15 protein-coding genes, 1 pseudogene and 1 other annotated feature are annotated in these 16,651 nt (G+C 57.8%); of the genes and pseudogenes, 15 read left to right on the forward strand and 1 reads right to left on the reverse strand.

Annotated elements, in window-relative coordinates; all coding sequences use genetic code 11:
• The first annotated feature begins 101 nt into the window (after positions 1 to 101).
• From ALII_RS21635 to ALII_RS23100, 12 genes and pseudogenes are all read left to right on the forward strand, one after another.
• Entirely contained in the window at positions 102 to 995 is an 894-nt protein-coding gene (locus tag ALII_RS21635; RefSeq protein ID WP_051375833.1) for a HEPN domain-containing protein, read from the forward strand.
• Between the two features lie 228 nt (positions 996 to 1,223).
• The gene (gene ykgO / locus ALII_RS0110650; protein ID WP_024587305.1) at positions 1,224 to 1,349 is read left to right on the forward strand and encodes a type B 50S ribosomal protein L36; all 126 of its coding nucleotides are present in this window, start codon (positions 1,224 to 1,226) and stop codon (positions 1,347 to 1,349) included.
• Between the two features lie 109 nt (positions 1,350 to 1,458).
• Positions 1,459 to 2,046, forward strand: a complete 588-nt coding sequence (locus ALII_RS0110655) for a tetratricopeptide repeat protein (protein WP_024587306.1) — start codon at positions 1,459 to 1,461, stop codon at positions 2,044 to 2,046.
• 50 nt (positions 2,047 to 2,096) lie between these two features.
• Positions 2,097 to 3,161 carry an alpha/beta hydrolase gene (locus ALII_RS0110660; RefSeq protein WP_024587307.1) on the forward strand — a complete coding sequence of 355 codons (1,065 nt, stop codon included), beginning with the start codon at positions 2,097 to 2,099 and terminating at the stop codon, positions 3,159 to 3,161.
• 62 nt (positions 3,162 to 3,223) lie between these two features.
• Complete coding sequence (locus tag ALII_RS0110665; protein ID WP_024587308.1) at positions 3,224 to 5,323, forward strand: EAL domain-containing protein; 2,100 nt, start codon at positions 3,224 to 3,226, stop codon at positions 5,321 to 5,323.
• Between the two features lie 618 nt (positions 5,324 to 5,941).
• Positions 5,942 to 6,952, forward strand: a complete 1,011-nt coding sequence (locus ALII_RS0110670) for a hypothetical protein (protein WP_024587309.1) — start codon at positions 5,942 to 5,944, stop codon at positions 6,950 to 6,952.
• 26 nt (positions 6,953 to 6,978) lie between these two features.
• A complete protein-coding gene (locus tag ALII_RS22685) occupies positions 6,979 to 7,152 on the forward strand; it encodes a hypothetical protein (RefSeq protein WP_161632256.1) in 174 nt (57 codons plus the stop codon).
• Positions 7,149 to 8,642 (forward strand): tyrosine-type recombinase/integrase, encoded by a 1,494-nt coding sequence (locus ALII_RS21955; RefSeq protein WP_081718966.1) that lies wholly within the window; start codon positions 7,149 to 7,151, stop codon positions 8,640 to 8,642. Before ALII_RS22685 ends, ALII_RS21955 begins: the two co-directional genes overlap by 4 nt.
• The gene (locus ALII_RS0110685) at positions 8,639 to 10,960 is read left to right on the forward strand and encodes a hypothetical protein (protein WP_152529588.1); all 2,322 of its coding nucleotides are present in this window, start codon (positions 8,639 to 8,641) and stop codon (positions 10,958 to 10,960) included. Before ALII_RS21955 ends, ALII_RS0110685 begins: the two co-directional genes overlap by 4 nt.
• Before the next feature lie 127 nt (positions 10,961 to 11,087).
• Positions 11,088 to 11,375 (forward strand): hypothetical protein, encoded by a 288-nt coding sequence (locus tag ALII_RS21190; protein ID WP_152529589.1) that lies wholly within the window; start codon positions 11,088 to 11,090, stop codon positions 11,373 to 11,375.
• A complete protein-coding gene (locus ALII_RS22355; protein WP_152529590.1) occupies positions 11,372 to 11,749 on the forward strand; it encodes a hypothetical protein in 378 nt (125 codons plus the stop codon). Before ALII_RS21190 ends, ALII_RS22355 begins: the two co-directional genes overlap by 4 nt.
• Before the next feature lie 142 nt (positions 11,750 to 11,891).
• Positions 11,892 to 12,029, forward strand: a pseudogene (locus ALII_RS23100) (dienelactone hydrolase); the annotation flags it as partial.
• Between the two features lie 397 nt (positions 12,030 to 12,426).
• Here ALII_RS23100 and ALII_RS22365 read toward each other — a convergent pair.
• Positions 12,427 to 12,630: a hypothetical protein gene (locus ALII_RS22365; protein ID WP_152529591.1), complete on the reverse strand. Its 204-nt coding sequence runs from the start codon at positions 12,628 to 12,630 to the stop codon at positions 12,427 to 12,429.
• Between the two features lie 204 nt (positions 12,631 to 12,834).
• On the opposite strand from ALII_RS22365, the gene ALII_RS0110700 reads away from it, so the two are divergent.
• From ALII_RS0110700 to ALII_RS0110710, 3 genes are read left to right on the forward strand one after another with little or no spacing between them, the layout of a single operon-like run.
• Complete coding sequence (locus ALII_RS0110700; protein ID WP_024587312.1) at positions 12,835 to 13,962, forward strand: ABC-three component system protein; 1,128 nt, start codon at positions 12,835 to 12,837, stop codon at positions 13,960 to 13,962.
• Positions 13,959 to 14,459: an ABC-three component system middle component 2 gene (locus ALII_RS0110705; RefSeq protein WP_035449686.1), complete on the forward strand. Its 501-nt coding sequence runs from the start codon at positions 13,959 to 13,961 to the stop codon at positions 14,457 to 14,459. Before ALII_RS0110700 ends, ALII_RS0110705 begins: the two co-directional genes overlap by 4 nt.
• On the forward strand, positions 14,459 to 16,315 hold the full coding sequence (locus ALII_RS0110710) for a hypothetical protein (RefSeq protein ID WP_024587314.1): 1,857 nt from the start codon (positions 14,459 to 14,461) through the stop codon (positions 16,313 to 16,315). The genes ALII_RS0110705 and ALII_RS0110710 overlap by 1 nt, the downstream gene beginning before the upstream one ends.
• 270 nt (positions 16,316 to 16,585) lie before the next feature.
• Positions 16,586 to 16,641, forward strand: a sequence feature (sul1 is cis-regulatory element that is thought to sense ions involved in sulfur or methionine metabolism; They are found in Alphaproteobacteria).
• Positions 16,642 to 16,651: the final 10 nt, after the last annotated feature.

The raw sequence follows: 16,651 nt of genomic DNA on the forward strand, positions 1-16,651 counted from the left end.
GAAGCGGCTGGTTTCGACCCCATTGCGGACATCTCAGGCACTGTCGGAGGTTCCTGGAAAGTGCCAGACTTCGTTAGTGGCAAGTTGCCCGTAAAGGTCACATGACAAGCGACACAAACGAAATTGGTGCAGGTGATTTGTTCGTGGGCCTCAGCGGCCCAGATATGCAGGGAACGCGCGTTGAGTTTCCCCGAGGAGTGGTGCTCGAGCGAACTTTCGCGCATTTGATGGCTCCGATGGTCATGGCATTCGCGCCGCCCGGTCCAGGTGGTTACCATCCAGCGCCTTGGAAAACGGCACGTGGAGGATTTGGTCAGGATATCAATGCACAGCTGACCGTTCCGAAAGCCGCGGCAGATACGCTCGACGAACGGATCGAAATCGCGTCCACCATCACCTTCCTACTGCGGCTCTGGAGCGATCCGTCGATCACAATGATCGCGGGCGCAAACATGTCATTTGCGACCATCAGAGAGGCGCCGGACGCGGCGGCACACATCGTGCCATTTCAGTTTCGACGCAGAGTTTTTGCGCTTTCACCCGCCGACACTTCTGGCGTACTCAAAAGCCTTGACTGGGTGGCGGCACATCTCGAGACTACTCTGAGACTTATGCGGGGGAGCCCGGAGTTTCGCCTCGCAGCTTACGCGATGGAAACGGGGCAGTTCATTGATAACACCGCACTGACCCTTATTTCGCTTTGGGGGGCCCTTGAAGCCCTCTTCTCCCCTTCCACAGCGGAGCTTCGTTTCCGCGTGTCAGCTCTCATTGCGAGCTACACCTCGCCCCCAGGCGGGGAGCGACAAGATGCCCAAAAACGTATCGCTGCGCTGTATGACAAGCGCTCTGCGGCTGCTCACGGCGCTCCCAAGCATGACGGGGACGATCTGCTTGCAACGTTTGAGCTGCTCAGAAAGGTTCTTATCAAATTCATCCGTGACGGGCGGGTCCCTACAAAGCAAGAACTAGAAGGCCGGCTCTTCGGAGTGACATAGTCCTGACAGACGTCAACAATCGTCCGCTTGCACAGCCAAGCGGCCCAATGCCGCCAGTCCGCCTTCCACCCCTAAACCACCACCCTTCTCAGGACACCCCTCTCGACTCCGGTTGACAGCCCGCCTGCTCCTCCGGTATGAGCCAGCGCAACGATTTCAGGCGCGTCCTCGTGGCGCGTCGTGTCATTTGACGCCCGATCAAGGGCAATAAGAAAAACGGGCAGACCGATGAAGATCAAGAACTCGCTCAAGGCGCTCAAGGGCCGTCACCGCGAAAATCGCCTCGTGCGTCGCAAGGGCCGCGTCTACATCATCAACAAGTCCAACCCGCGCTTCAAGGCGCGCCAGGGCTGATCGCAGGCGGTCCCGTTCGGGGCTGCGATCGATGACGTCCGAGGCGGCGCTCGCCGCCTCACGGACAATTCAGTTTGACGTTCCGCATGTCGGGCATACCATGCCTTGCATGCGGAACGTTTTGCCATGCGCGATCGCGATTCTCCTTCTCACCGGCTCCGCCCAGGCGGCCGAACCGGCGGAAGAGGCCGCAGCCCCCGCCGTCGAGCGCTCCGAAAAGCCCTCCATCGACGAGCTGTTCCACGATCTGAAGCGCAGCGGCAACGAAGCGGCGGCAGCGCGCATAGCCAGCCGCATCCAGCGCGAATGGACCCGCTCGGGCAGCCGCTCGATCGACCTCCTGATGCAATGGGCCGCAGCGGCCATGCAGGCGCGCAAGTTCGACGCCGCGCTCGACCTTCTCGACCAGGTGGTGACGCTTTCGCCCGATTATGCCGAGGGCTGGAACCGGCGCGCCACCGTCCATTTCATGATGGACAACTACGCGCTCTCCATGTCGGACATCGACCGCACGCTTCGGCTCGAGCCGCGCCATTTCGGCGCGCTGGCCGGCATGGCGCGGATTCTGCAGCGCTCGGGCCGCAAGGAACCGGCCTTGAAGGCCTATGAGCGCGTGCTAGATGTCTATCCAATGATGCGCAACGCGCAGGAGCAGGTCGGCACGCTCGCCGACGAGCTGACCGGCGAAGGCATCTGAGCCATCGAGCTTTTCCGCAGCCGCGCGTCTCACCGAGGTCCCCGTCCCGCATGAACCTCCTGACCGCCGCCGCGGCTTTCCTGATCGCCCTGCTCCTGGTCTTCGTCGGCGTCACCCGCGTCGGCGCATGGCTGATCGAGCGGCGCAACCCGCCGATCGGCACCTTCACCACGGTCAACGAAACGCGGATGCACCATCTGCACCTTCGGCCCGAGGGCGAGGCCGACCTGCCGCCGGTGCTCTTCATCCACGGCGCGAGCGGAAACCTGCTCGACCAGATGATCCCGGTGCGCGGTGCGCTGGAAGGCCGCGCCGAACTCCTGTTCCTCGACCGGCCGGGACATGGCTGGTCGGCGCGCGGGCCGGGCAACAACGAGACGCCGTTCGGCCAGGCGGCGACCATCGCCGCGCTGATGGACGAACTCGACATCGAAGACGCCATCGTCGTCGCGCACTCGTTCGGCGCGGCGGTGGCGACGTCGCTGGCGCTCGACCATCCGCAGAAGGTGCGCGGGCTCGTGCTGCTGGCGCCGGCAAGCCACCCCTGGCCGGGCGGCGAGACGTCCTGGTATTACGACCTGGCGGCACGGCCGCTCCTCGGTCGGCTGTTCGTCGAGACGCTGGCGCTGCCCGGCGCCTGGAGCCGCATGCGCGGCGCCTCGCAATGCGTCTTCTCGCCCAACGCCTTGTCGGAAACCTATGTCGACGAGGCCGCCATCCAGCTTCTGCTGCGCCCCGCCACCTTCCGCGCCAACGCCATCGACGTCGCGGGGCTCTATGCCCATGCGGAGATCGCCGCGCCGCGCTATGGCGAAATCGATGCTCCGACCATCGTCGTTTCGGGTGACCGCGACACCGTCGTCTTCGAGGAGATCCACGCCGCCGGACTGATCCGCGACATCCCGCGCGCCGAGGGCGTCTGGGTGCGAAATCTCGGCCACAAGCCCGACTGGGTGGCGCCCGAATTGACCATCGCGGCGATCGAGAAACTGGGCGGACGAGACGTCGACCTCCAGGCGCTGTCGCTGACCGTACAGGACCGAATCGCGGGCGACGCGTTCAATGTCGAGACCTGCGCGGACCCCGGCACGCCGCAGGCGGCGCCCGCCACTTAACGGATTCTTCTCGCTTTGTGGTCCAGCGTCATTTGACGGGGCAAATTCGGTCGAGACGGGGCATGGCAGGCGAAGAGGACAAGGATGGCGCGCGCGGCGACCTTTGGGCGCATGCGATCGACCGTGCGGGGCTCGGCGTCTGGGACGCCGATCTGGCCACCGGCGGCTGCTACTATTCGCCGAGCTGGTCGCGCATGCTGGGCTACGAGCCCGGCGAGCTGCCCGATGACCCGGATCTGTGGCTGACGCTGCTCCATCCCGACGACTACGACCAGGCCGTCGCCAGCGGTGAACGCCACGTCGCCGGGCTGACCGAACGCATCGACACGGAAATGCGCCTGCGCCACAAGGACGGGCACTGGGTCTGGGTGCTCGACCGCGGCGGAACCGTCGCCTGGGACGCGTCGGGCAAGCCGCGCCGCGTCGTCGGCGTGCAGACCGACATCACGCGGCGCAAGCAGGCCGAGGACGGCCTCGCCCAGATCAACGCCCGGTTCCGGCTCGCGCTCGCGGCCAGCGGCACCGGCATCTGGCACCATGATTTCGAGACCCGCACCAGTTTCTGGGACGCGCGCACCCACGGCATCTTCGGGCTGCCGGCGATCGACGGAGAGGTTTCGCTCGATCAATGGAGCTCGCAGCTCCATCCGCAGGATCGCAAGCGGGCCGAGCGCGAGCACATGATGCCGCGCGAGACCGGCGAGACCGTGCAGTTGCGCTACCGCATGATCCGCGCCGACGGCGAAATCCGCCATCTGGAGACGCTGGTCTGTTTCGTCGCGGAATTTGGCGGGGCCGGCCAGTTCGTCGGCACCGTGCGCGACGTGACCGAAGCATGCCTGCGCGAAGAGGCGCTCGCCCGCGCCGCCCGGCACGACCAGCTCACCGGCCTGTTGAACCGCAGCGCCTTCGACGTCGAGCTTGCCCGCGCGCTGGAATCCGCGGCCGAACGGCATTTCGCGATCCACTATCTCGACCTCGATTATTTCAAGGCGCTCAACGACTTCGCCGGCCATGCGGCCGGCGACCGCGCCTTGCAGATCATCGGCGGCATCATCGCCGATGCCCTGCCCGACGGCGCGATAGCGGCGCGGCTGGGCGGCGACGAATTCGCCATCATCTGCCCGGTCACTTCCGGCGAGGACCCGGCAACCCTCGCACGCGAAATTCTCGACCGCATCGCTGGCACCAGTTTCGGCGAGGATGCCGGCTCGCCCAAGCTCGGCGCCAGTATCGGCTACGCCCTGATCTGCGACGCCTCGATCTCGCAGGCCGATGCGCTCGCCCGCGCCGACGACGCCTGCTACGCCGCCAAGGCCTCCGGCCGCAATCGCTGCGTCGCGTTCGGCGAGGGCGCCGGCGCATCGACGTCGGGCCTGACGGCGGCCCGCATCCTGTCGGAGACGATCGATGCGATGGAGAACAGCCGGCTTCTGCTCTATGGCCAGCAGATCCACATTCTCGGCGAACCGTGGAGCACCTCGCACCGCTGCGAGGTGCTGGCCCGCCTGCAGGACCGCAATGGCAGGCTGATCCCGCCCGCCGCCTTCATCCCCGCCGCCGAACGCTTCGGCATGGCGGCGCGGCTCGACCGATGGATCGTCCGCACCGCGCTGGAGCGCCACGGCCACGCCATGCGCGGCCCGGGACAACTCGTCCTGGGGTTCAACCTGTCGGCACAGACGCTGAGCGATCCCGGCCTGTGGGAATTCGTCGACCGCGAGGTCGAGGCGGCGCAGGTGAGCCATTCCAACCTCGTCTTCGAAATCACGGAAACGGCCGCGGTCACCAATTTCCAGGCCGCCGAGCGCTTCGTCCACGCCGCGCGCGAGCGCCATTGCCGGGTCAGCCTCGACGATTTCGGCTCGGGCTTGAGCTCGTTCGACTATCTGCGCCGCTTCCCCGTCGACAGCATCAAGATCAATGGCGATTTCGTCGAAAACCTTGCCGGCTCCGCCTTCGACCAGGCGATCGTGCGCGCCATCAACGATGTCGCCAAGGCGATCGGGCTGACGGTGGTGGCCGAGAAGATCGAGGACGACGAAACGCTGGCGCTACTGTGCGGCCTTGGAATCAGATACGGGCAGGGTTTCTTCCTGCACCGTCCCGAGCCGCTGGAAGGCATCGTGGCGAATCTGCGCCACGGCCGCGCCGCGATGTGAAAAAGGCCGCGGTCATCCGCGGCCTTCCATCATACGGTGGTGCAAAAGCCCGGTCAGGCCATTCCCAAGCGTCTAGCTACGGAGCTCGTTGCATCCATATTGGCTATTCTGCAGGCGTTCAGCAGATATTCTCCGCCTGGGTGTTGCAGAGCCTTCGCACAGTTTGTGTTGCATTTCTCGAGTGCAGCTGCCCGATGCACCCCATTGAAGCGCATCAGGTGTCTTTGTATATCACGTACTGACCTAAAGCCCTGCATTGGCTACACATCTCGGCTGAAAGGCTAACCCGGCGAACTCCAAGTTCCACGTCGTCTCTCGCGTAGCCGAATCTCGTGTCCTCCCGCTGATCTTTTCCCTGTAATGGCGAAAGCCCTGCTGCCTTGCCGTAGGGCCGCGGCGCTTAGTCCGATCACGACTCACCAAGTCCAGCGGGTCTAATTATCTCATAGACAATTAGACCAACAGGCTCACCATCTAATAGTATACTAGAAGTATATGTCGTCGGTATAGAGATTTTTACATTGACATCGGTGGAATCGTAATATTCCATAAAGTGGATCGCGCATCTTATTGGCGTCCAGAGAATATATCTAAAAGCATCGGTGCCCGGATATTATCATGCTGACTCAGCTCCGAGACAAAGCGGTTCCACAGTCTCTGACGGGGCATATGCTTGTCGATGCCTACAGACTGCCCCGGGTGTTTGCCACGGGCCATATGATGACTTGGGGAGCAATCTCGTCGTCCACAAAGACTGCACGGCTACGAGCGATAGACAGTGTCTACCGGGCTTTCGAGAAGCGAACAAAAGAAGATTGCCTTGACGACCTCATCAGCCGACAAGAAATAAACCGAATATCTGACACCTTGGAGGCATGGTACTTCGAGTTGAGCACTTCTGCGCAAGACCGACATGTCGACAACAAAAGAAGATGGAAGTACGCGATAGAATTTATAGTTTCGAGTGTTGAAGCCTCTTCACCAGCCCATCTCCTCGAGAACGAGGTCTATCAGCGCCGTCTCTCGCGCATTCGAGCGTTTGGAAAGATGAAGCTGGGAAACGGCACGCGGGCGTTTCGACCGCGCTCCATACCGGATTCGGTCATTGATGAAGTCTTTTCGATCATCGACCCCACGTCCGAGATGAACCCGTTTCGAACTGAAGCAACCGCATTCAGAAACTTCACAATCGTGCTCATGGCGTATGAGCTTGGTTTGCGCCGGGGCGAAATGGCCATGTTACCGGTCGATGCGATCAAAGAGCAATTCGACGCACAATCAGGGCAACGCCGTCGCTGGATAACCATTGATAGCAATCATTATGAACGAGACGAGCGCTCAACGCGGCCGTCCCTGAAAACCAAAACGTCCCGACGTGTCTTACCAATAAGCCGCGCGCTTCTCCAGACGGTCAACGCCTACCGGAGTGACTTCCGCGGCAAGCCGGAACACTCTTTTCTATTGAACTCGAGTCAAGAAAAGCCGCTTGCCTTGCCAAGTCTAAATCTGGTTTTTGCCGTCCTTTCGAATTGCCTGTGCGCCAGGTCTCGATCAATAATTCACGAGACATGCGGTAAGCGACATTATCTCCTCATGATTTTCGACACACGTCAGCCGTGCTTCGGATGAAGAGACTTATATCGGAAGGCAAGAGCATGCAGGAAGCAATCGAAGACCTTCGTGTATTCTATGGCTGGTCAAAGAACTCTGATATGCCACAGCATTATGCTCGAGCCTATTTTGAAGGCGAACTCACCGAACTATCTAGCGAACGGATGGAACGTGCCATCGAATCTGCCCGCAATAGCTACGAAGGCAACAGAATATGAATCTCGTCCCGCACCACGTCTTCGAAGGAATTCTGTCACTGCACGCGCACACGGGAGAATACTCCTATCATGACAGGTACGACAATCAGACAAAGTACATCACGGATCCAGCAGCTAAGACATGGAATGTCGATATTAATGGCGTGCGAACGACCGTGGATTTCGGCAGCTTAGAATCTGATCTTGCTAGACTTTTCCAGTTATTTGCGATGTGGGGCTTGCAGCGTTTTGCACCTGCGACCGTATACGGCAATTTAAGCGATCTTATTAAGATGAGTCGCATCTGCAAGATTGCTTGTTTTGCTCCAGTGATAATGTCACGAAACGAGTTCACCAGAGCATGGACGCACGAAATACGGCCTATATTTGATCGTCATCGCACCAGCGTGAGGTCGCTCAAGATGTGGTATCGGTTCCTCTCCCAGTCGGGTCAGGTATCGGTAGATTACGATTTCGACCGATTATTGAGAGATCTTCCACATGCTGAGAGTGTTGGCTACCAGTCGGTACTATCTGGCCGGTTTAGAATGTCAGGAGAAGATGAGCGGAATATTATTCACCATCTCGATGAATCAGCGCGTCATCCAGAACACTACGATGTCATCGAAAGCTGTATTCTTATAGCAACTTATACGCATGGCATGCGTCCTATCCAACAGGCTAAGTTGACTGTCCCCGACTTAACCGTGGTCGAAATATCTTCTAAAACTGATGTGCACGTTAAACTTCGCTACCACTCTGAGAAGCAACGAACCCCAGGATTAAGCAAAGGACTGGTGCGAAGTGTAAGGCGGGAGTGGTGCAATATCTTTATTGCTTTGCGTGAGCTTCGAGCGAGTGCAGCGTTCAGAATCCATGACGGCGCTGTGCCAAATTCGCTTCTAGGACTGAACCCTCAGGAGATCAGCGAACTTATCAAGGCTGCGACCCAACGCATTACCGGACGCTCCATAAGTGCAACAAATTTGCGTCATGCTGCGGCACAGAGGCTGGTCGATAGCGGAGCAAGCCACGCAGAGGTCACAGAGTTTTTAGGCCACAGTTCACTTAGAACCGCAAATATCTACTTCAGCCACAGTCCCATGCAAGCCGAACGATTGAATGCCGCGCTGGGCTCGTCTCCGATATACACCAAGGTTAAGAGGCGATGGGTAACTATTACGGTCGATGAGTTGCGCAAGGCAAGCGCAGATTCTCAGGTCGGGGGAACGGTTCACGGTACACCAATATCAGGTATCGGGGGATGCCGCATTGGCCAGTCCCGCTGCACGCTTAATCCCGTGTTTTCCTGCTATGGTTGCTTCCAGTTCATTCCAGCGAACGACCTGCGAGTTCATCTCGAAGTTCGCGAAACATTAGTGCCTATCATAAGAGATTTTTTTGAGACCTCCGAACGAGGTGTTGGGAGTTCGTTTGGACAACTCAGGCACACCATGGAGGCACTTGGTGAGGTAATAGACTACCTACGAAATAGAGAGGCCGGCTCGTGAACGCCGCCGCGGATCGGTTTTCTTGGTTCATCAAGGCGATGCAAGTCCACGCGGGTGCACTTGGGCTACGCTGGCAGTTCGAGCTTGATGAAAAGGGCCACGCGGATGCGTTGGACATTTGGGATATTGAAACGGCTTGCGATGTTCCGCGAACATACAAGGGGCGGATTCGACAATGGGGTGCGGACGTCAAAGTCGTCGACATCCTCAAACACAAACTAGGTGCCTATGACTGCAACCTGCATCCAGCTTGGACGGAACTATTCAAGGCAACGGTCATCGATTGGATTGCAGTCCGGCGCAATTTACCTTCAACGGTGCAGGACCGACGTCTACTCCCTCTTCGACGGCTCGCAACGTGCTGCCCGCAAGTCGCGCCTTACGATCTTTCTGCAGAACATGTGCGACAAGCTCTTGCTGTTTTCCAATCCCTGGGAACAAACTTCAGGGCAAACTTTGAGACGACGATCGCGGATATATTCGACGGCAAGGGCATCAGCCGTTTCTCGCCCATACTCAACATTGCCTTAGACGGAAAGCCACGCACCTCGATTGTCGGCTCGCCCCCCACGATTGGCGGCAAAGTACAGATCAAAGACGCCGCGCTCGATGATCGGTGGGACGTGGGAAAACTTCCCGAGAGTAAGGCATTTTGGGAACTGATTCGAATACTAGGCGAGGAGAAACCGCGAAGCTTCACAGATTCGCTCCGCTTCTGCCAAACCAAGATTCTGGTTATGACCGGCCTGCGTATAACTGAGGTTTGCCTCCTCCCGCACGACTGCTGGGTTGAGCACCAACATGTGTGGCGCGACGGACTGTCAATGCAGGACCAAGGCGGCGTGGGGACATCATACGGCCTACGATACTTCGTCGAAAAGCATCAGCGCAAAAACCAGGACAGCTCAGTTCTGCAGGAGAGGGTATATCCCCTGCCGGAGCACTTCCGAGATGAGCTCAATGAAACTATTGAGCACGCGATGCGGCTTACCGCTCCACTACGCGCGACGCTTCGCAGACAATACGAGACAAAACGTCTTCTTCCGATGTACGGCGTTAACCAGATCGTTCACGTCGCGGAAATATTTCCCATACTGAGTGGTGACTTAAGGGTATCGGCAGAATTGCCAAGCGATGTAGTAGGTCAGTACCGTGAAGGGTGGGATGTAGCTTTTTTGGGAAAACTGCGCCAATCACAACGCACCGTCGAAGTAAAGCTTAGCAATAACGTCCGCCAATATTTCTATCAGTTTGGCCTTCACGCAGAGGGAAAGCACGGCCAACTTTTTCCTGCGCGGCGGGCCGATGGGAGCAACTGGGAAGGGCCTGTGAAGTGGAATGAAGCTTACGTGATTGTGGGCGAGCTCGAAGAGGCGATGAAGATCGCTATGCCCACAAAAATTCCCGACCAAACGCCATTTTCATTGGGTGGCGGCCAGCTTTTGCCACAACATGATCTTCTGTTCCTTCAGCCAAGCGACGCATTGCTCGAGCAACGAAACAATAGGGTTATAGATGTCGAGCGATGCTTTTCCGTTGGCCCCACCTCGGCTCAGGAGATACGGCGCTTTCTGGGCGGGCACAGGAACAACGTCTTTACCCGTTACGGCCGCGGCGAGGGCATGGAGGAGTTATCTTTATCCAAAACGCATTCATTTCGGCATCTGCTTAACACTGAATACTTTCGCGATGGCGTATCTGACGCCATAATAACGAAGCAGTTTGGAAGAGAGTCTGTACAGCAGAGCTACGCCTACGATCACCGCAGCCTCCGCGAACAACTGCAGAAACTATCCCTTCCGGAAGATGTTGCAAGCATGCTCCCCGCGCCAGCTCAAGAAAGCCTAAAACTTATATTAACGGGGCGCATTTCCGGTCGCTTGGTTCGCGAGTTTTATCACATCCATGCGAAGCACGGCGAACTAGCGGCACTTGAATACCTTGCGGCTGAAGCATCCGGCTTCCATGCTACGCCATATGGGTATTGCGGCGCATCCTTTCTGGTTGATCCATGCCCGAGACATTTGGAGTGTTTCAATGCATGCCGCAATCTTGAGAAATCCTCCGATCCTAAGCATCAAGAGAACTTTCTCAACATCGAACGCCAGCTACAGGTAGCTGAGAAAGCAATTCTGGCCAAGCCGTCTGAATCTGTGGGATGGGCAAACCAACTGAAGACTACCCAGCAGAAGCTGAAGAACGTGCGGATCGCAATTGACGCCGCGCCGGGCGCACAGATATTTCCCGAGGGCCCAGACCGGTCTTCTATAGCGGTTTCAGCCGCCGCAGCAGGTATCCTAAGTGATCTCGAAAAGTGAAACTGACCAGGTTCGGGTCATATTGTCGAGCTTGCTCGACAGAAACGAGCTCATCTCCGCAAGGTCGTTGGCGAAAGCGCTCGGAATCCAGCCTTCATCTGTGACCAGGTCTACCTGGAGAATGCAATTGCTGAGCGAGTATCAGTCACGCCAGACAGAGCTACGCGCTCGCGTCAGTGCGTTTGAAAGTGATAGCCGCTCGGGGAAAAAGGTGTTGGCCGCGCAGATCGTAAAGCGAGATTGCCGCATCAGGGAACTTGAGCGAACTGTTGAAATACTGTCTGCGGCTCATCGTAAACTTATCGCCGTTGTAGTCGAAATGGGCGGTCGGCGCGCATTAGTGGAATTCTACAAGCGATCCAGCGAGATGCGGAGAGAGATTGAAGCTCACGATGCGCTTGTAGACATCGATTGAACGCAGTTGATTATCTTGTGGCGAGTTTTTGGAATCGATTGGGGGCCGGCGTGGACTTTGCATTATTCAAAGATTCGAAAGTTGTGCATGATGTTCTGAAACGAGCGATAGACTTAGATGTTTCGCAATGTGTTGATTGGGTCGATTACCGTCAGTCCCTGCTTGCGGGGAGGCGAGACGATTTCGTTGACCGCGTGAGAGCCTTATCTGGTAAATTTTCGGCAAGTGAGCTTGCGATACTATGTTCAGCTCTCGCCGCAGCTGATTATGTGTGGTTGGCGAACGAGATGAGCGGAGGGGCGGTCTGGTCTCTTTTAGAAAGCTGCGATCCGTCAACCCGACGTGCCGTAGCGGCTGCCATGTTGGCAATTTGAGCTAGGGGGATGAACAGCTACAGCTTCAGGCATTCTTAGGCGAGAGCTCCAAGGAGTGTTTCGTTCAGACCACCGAGTCTGTTCTCCAACCCCACTCGGCTGTTCGAGCGAATGGATCATCGGACCGCGGCCTCCGACCCCAATCGCAGGGCGTCTCGATCATCGGCGTATCGCGGCGGCCGGTCATTCGTTCGGTGGCTATAGCGTCAGCTTGCTTTTGGGCGCGCATTTTGCAGGAGAGAACTTTATCGAGCCGCGGATATCCGCAGGTGTCCTGCTGTAGACGACGAGAACGGACATACAACGGTCGCATAGGCAATGTCAGAGCGCGGGCCACGGTCGCTGCGATCATTCCTTGTGATACGCACCACGTTTCTCAAACTGGTTTGTCACTGCACTCGCTCGCCGACGTCCGCGAGCTCTAAAAAGCGGTCTGCGATATCGATCAAATCGCTCGATGCTGCAATGGCAGCACTCGCTTCTCTAGTAGAAAGCAATACGACCTTCACGCCAGATGCTCGCAGCGCCTTTAACAGGCGCGAGCTTTATGTCTGACGCCATGATCGCGACCGTGTCTCCAACGCGTGCGAGTGCCATCGCATCGACAGCTAGCGCGACGAGATTGGTCCCATAGCGCTCCCTCGGCCCGCGGGCGGATGTGTCAAATCGACGACCTTTCACGTCGAAGCCATTGTGACCAAGCCAACCAAAGAGGGGCCGTTGCCGATCTTCTTCGGATGAATCGCGAAGGTCACGATATTAGATCGCCCGAGCCGGCGGTTCGCCCTCGAATGACCGCCCGCGTACTTGCCGTCAATCTCGACAATCCCGTCCAGCACCATTCCTTCGCGACGAGCGGCAACGGCCTCGCGAAGTTTCATTAGGAGCACCCAGGCGGTCTTGTATTGGACACCAATCTCGCGCGACAGGTGCAGGGCGGCCTTGCCCTTGGCAGCGTTGACCGAGAGCCAGATCGACGGCGTTACGGCGGCACCCCGAAGACGGTCGTCAGTTAAGGTGGCGCGTCGGACATCAAACCTCTGGCTAAAAGCGGCTTACGAAGGCATTATTTGGTCGGGGGCTATGTGACGAAAAGTAAAAACGACCAGACAGCCAGCCAAATTAAGGAGTTAAAATCGCCCACGCCGTGGCCGGGTGCGAACGCACGCCTACTCGGTCTAGGCGTTGGATTGCCAATATCGGCACTCGGCCGTCTCGCAAATTTCAGCGCTGCGGAGTTCGAACGCTTCACCCTGGAATGGGCGTCCGATTATCTGGCCGTCAAAAGGAAAGAAATCGTCGAGGTGCAACAGCGCGGGGGTGCAGGCGACAAGGGCCGCGATGTCATCGCTTGGCATGATCCAAACACCGTCCCGGTCCGCAGATGGACGCTCTATCAGTGTAAACACTACGGCTCAGCGTTGGGGGCTGGTACAGCGGCGGCAGAAATCGGCAAAGTGCTGTTTTACAGCCACCGAGGCGACTACACCTTTCCGGATGAGTATCACTTCGTAACTCACAAGGGAGTCACCTCGCCGTTCCAGGATCTGCTGGATAAGCCGGAGCATCTCCGAACGTTCATCATTGATAACTGGAACGAGCATTGTCGGAGCAAAATTCGCAAACAGCCCGTCGAGTTGACGGCTGAACTAAAGGCTTACATCGAAAGCGTCCCTTTCACAGCTTTCCGTGCGAAGCAGCCGCTGACCCTTCTGAACGAACACGCCCAAACGAAATATCATCTGACTGTTTTCGGAGCGCCGCTGATCGAGCGCCCGAAGCCGCCCGAGCCGCCATCCGACGTGGCACCAGGCGAGAACGAATATGTCACGCAACTCATGGAAGTGATTTCAGCCGACGTCGGCCACACCGTGAAAAATCTGACCGATTTCCTGCATTCGGAAAAGCATCGCCGATTGTTCGATCGATCGCGCCTGACCTTCTATCACGCCGAGGGCCTCAAAGAGCTGGCCCGGGATCAGATGGCTGACATTACGTTCTTTGATACCCTCCTGAAGGAGCTTCACGATGGCCTGTACCACTGGCATACGAGCGAGCCTGACGGCTATCCGCGACTGATCCAGACCGTTAAAGCATCTCAGAATATACAACTCAGCAAACACGCGCTTGAGCCTCACGTTCTCCCGAACGACCGAGAAGGTATGTGCCATCAGATGGCGAACGAAGGGCAAGTCCGCTGGTGCGACAAATGAGCGTGCCGGATCAACATGCACGACCCTTCAACACCCCGATAGAGTCGGGGTTACGGCTTCTTTTCGCGCTCGATGAAGCCAAGGGCGAAGCCTTCGATCTCCGGCGTCTGGTTTCCTACGACTATCTTCTCGTCCATTCCGGCGACGTGGAGGGCGGCCCGGTGAGCCTTCACCCCGCCGTGCCGTTTAGAGGGGGTGAGCTATTGGTGAAGCGCCAACTCGTACTTGCGGGTCTCGACGCAATGTTCGCCAAGGAGCTTTTGGAGAAGAAGTTTGAACACACCGGCATTTGCTATGGTGCCACTGCGCTCACAGGCCCGTTCCTAAAATTGCTCGTATCCGCCTATGCATCTTCGCTGCGGGCGCGGGCGGCCTGGGTGGTTTCACACTTTGCGACTTACACGGACGAGATGCTTGAAAGTTACATGAACGAGAACGTCGGCCGCTGGGGCGCGGAATTTGACCGCCTGACGGCGATTAAGGATTTGGAACTGTAATGCTCCAGATCAGGGAAATACGCCTCAGCGGACCAAATGTCGAAGATGCCTCGGTCAAATTCGGCGCCGGCCCAAATGTCATTGCGGGTGAATCGGACACCGGCAAAAGCTATCTGCTTCATTGCCTCGATTACATTTTCGGGGCCGAGGAGCTGAAAAAACGAATCCCGCAAGCTGAACCATATGACGAACTGAAAGTCGAATTTCAGAACACTGCAGGCGACTATCTCACCTTGATACGCAGCCTTTCCGGCGGCGATCTTAAGGCGCATCGTTCCCAGATCGACGCCATCGACGGAGATGGTGAGACGATTGCCTACCGGCGACACGGTACAAGTAAAGCCAATGATGTAACATCGGCTCTGTTTCCATTCGCGGGCATCAAGGAAGCAGTGCTCCGCAAGGATAACGATGGGAAGGTGCAGCGGCTCACCATCCGCACATTCTTGCCGACGATAATTGTCGACGAAGTCTCCGTAATCGAAGAGCAGTCACCCGTTCTTGGACGGGCAGGGTTCGATGAGACGGCGAGGAAGCGCATGTTCGCCTACATGCTCTCTGGCAAGGACGACTCCAGTGTCGTCGCCAGTGAAAAGAAGGCGATCGTCACGGCTCGACTGAATGCCCAAGTCGCGCTGATCGATGATTTATTGATGCCGTTAGAGCAACAGCTTCAAGCTACGCCGACCGATCAGACAGAGGATTCCATCGAGAAAATCGATGATAAAATCGCCAAGGTCTTCGACGAGCTTGCCGCCATAGAGACGGAACGCGCGACGTTGCTAAATGAGCGCGACACCGCAAGGGACGTAAGAGCCAAAGCCGAAACTCAAGTGTTGGCGATTGATCAGTTGCTGACGCGCTACCATCTCCTCAGCGAGCATTATGCGTCCGACCTGAGCCGTTTGGACTTCGTCGCAGAAGGCGCGCACTATTTCGATGGCTTGCAGACCGTCACCTGTCCGCTCTGCGGGCAGAATATGGACGACGAGCATGCCCATAAGGCTGCGCAGGCCAGTGCGGGCATCTATGCGGCCGCCAGAGCGGAAGCCGCGAAAATACTTGCCCAGCGCGATGACCTTGAAGACGCGATTGGCAGCTTGGAACGGCGGCGCGAAGCGCGCGACGCGGAAAGGGCGAATGCGCTAGCTGCCTATGGAGCTGCCGAACGCGGACTGGCCAACATTTTGCAACCCGCTGTCACGAACAGCACTGCGCAGCTTCGCCGCCTCAATGTGCGGCGGCTCGAGTTGGAATCTGCCCGCAACACGAGCGACCAAGTCGAGACCTTACGCGCGCTCAAAGCAGAAATCGAGCAGAGCAACACTGGTAAGGGCAAGACCAAAATACAATGGGAAAGCCTGCCCGGAACATCCTTGCTGGCATTCTGCAAGGAAGTCGAAGCGGTTCTGAAAGAATGGAAATGGGAAGGCGAAGGCCGCGTCGAGTTTGACGAGAAGAATTTCGACATCAAGGTCGATGGGCAAACTCGACAGTCGCACGGGAAGGGCTTCCGAGCTGTCTTGTATTCAGCCTTCGTAATCGCGTTGGTTCGCTACTGTCACAAGAAGTGTCTCCCCCATCCAGGGTTCGTGGTCATCGACTCGCCATTGACCAGCTATAAGCGGCGGGGTGCGAGGGATGTGGAGGGTTCTGACAGCACAGTGAGCACGGGCGTCGAGGCAGCATTCTGGGTGTCACTCACCAAAACTGCGCAGGACGTGCAGGTCATCATCGTAGAGAACAAGGAGCCGCCTGCCAGTGTGGCCGCCGCTATCCACTACGAGTGGTTTGCCGGAAATGAAGCCGAACCCGGTGATCGGGTCGGCTTCATTCCCGAGGCAACCACCAAGTAGACCTCTACTGGGGCGTGTTGCTGCCCAGATTCGGGGGCGAATGAACGACCGTTTTACCAGATTGATCGTCCAGAAGCGGGCAAGCAAAAAACCACCCCGGTCTAGCCGTTCGCAGCTCACGAAGGGGACGCATAGCTGTTTGGCTGGAAGCGACCCCCTTCGCGACATAGCCGACAACGTTACCGTCAACCGACAGCAGACCTCTCGCTTCACGGCCCGCCACGCGGGTGTTGCGTGTTTCCTTGGTCATAGGCTAAAGAGCGCCATCCATCAGGACCCGGTGCAAATCCGGGTGGCTCTTCCGGCCGCCGATCCGCCGGACAACTGAATCAAATA

It is taken from the genome of Aliihoeflea sp. 2WW (genome assembly GCF_000497755.1).
Lineage (GTDB): Bacteria > Pseudomonadota > Alphaproteobacteria > Rhizobiales > Rhizobiaceae > Aliihoeflea.

What these genes read in the sequence shown, in the direction of transcription:
- ALII_RS0110710 (WP_024587314.1), top strand. Translation starts at nt 14,459, where the DNA reads ATGCTCCAGATCAGGGAAATACGCCTCAGCGGACCAAATGTCGAAGAT.
- ALII_RS21955 (WP_081718966.1), top strand. Translation starts at nt 7,149, where the DNA reads ATGAATCTCGTCCCGCACCACGTCTTCGAAGGAATTCTGTCACTGCAC.
- ALII_RS0110670 (WP_024587309.1), top strand. Translation starts at nt 5,942, where the DNA reads ATGCTGACTCAGCTCCGAGACAAAGCGGTTCCACAGTCTCTGACGGGG.
- ALII_RS22365 (WP_152529591.1), bottom strand. Translation starts at nt 12,630, where the DNA reads ATGAAACTTCGCGAGGCCGTTGCCGCTCGTCGCGAAGGAATGGTGCTG.
- ALII_RS0110655 (WP_024587306.1), top strand. Translation starts at nt 1,459, where the DNA reads ATGCGGAACGTTTTGCCATGCGCGATCGCGATTCTCCTTCTCACCGGC.
- ALII_RS21635 (WP_051375833.1), top strand. Translation starts at nt 102, where the DNA reads ATGACAAGCGACACAAACGAAATTGGTGCAGGTGATTTGTTCGTGGGC.
- ALII_RS0110660 (WP_024587307.1), top strand. Translation starts at nt 2,097, where the DNA reads ATGAACCTCCTGACCGCCGCCGCGGCTTTCCTGATCGCCCTGCTCCTG.
- ykgO (WP_024587305.1), top strand. Translation starts at nt 1,224, where the DNA reads ATGAAGATCAAGAACTCGCTCAAGGCGCTCAAGGGCCGTCACCGCGAA.
- ALII_RS22685 (WP_161632256.1), top strand. Translation starts at nt 6,979, where the DNA reads ATGCAGGAAGCAATCGAAGACCTTCGTGTATTCTATGGCTGGTCAAAG.
- ALII_RS0110705 (WP_035449686.1), top strand. Translation starts at nt 13,959, where the DNA reads ATGAGCGTGCCGGATCAACATGCACGACCCTTCAACACCCCGATAGAG.
- ALII_RS0110665 (WP_024587308.1), top strand. Translation starts at nt 3,224, where the DNA reads ATGGCAGGCGAAGAGGACAAGGATGGCGCGCGCGGCGACCTTTGGGCG.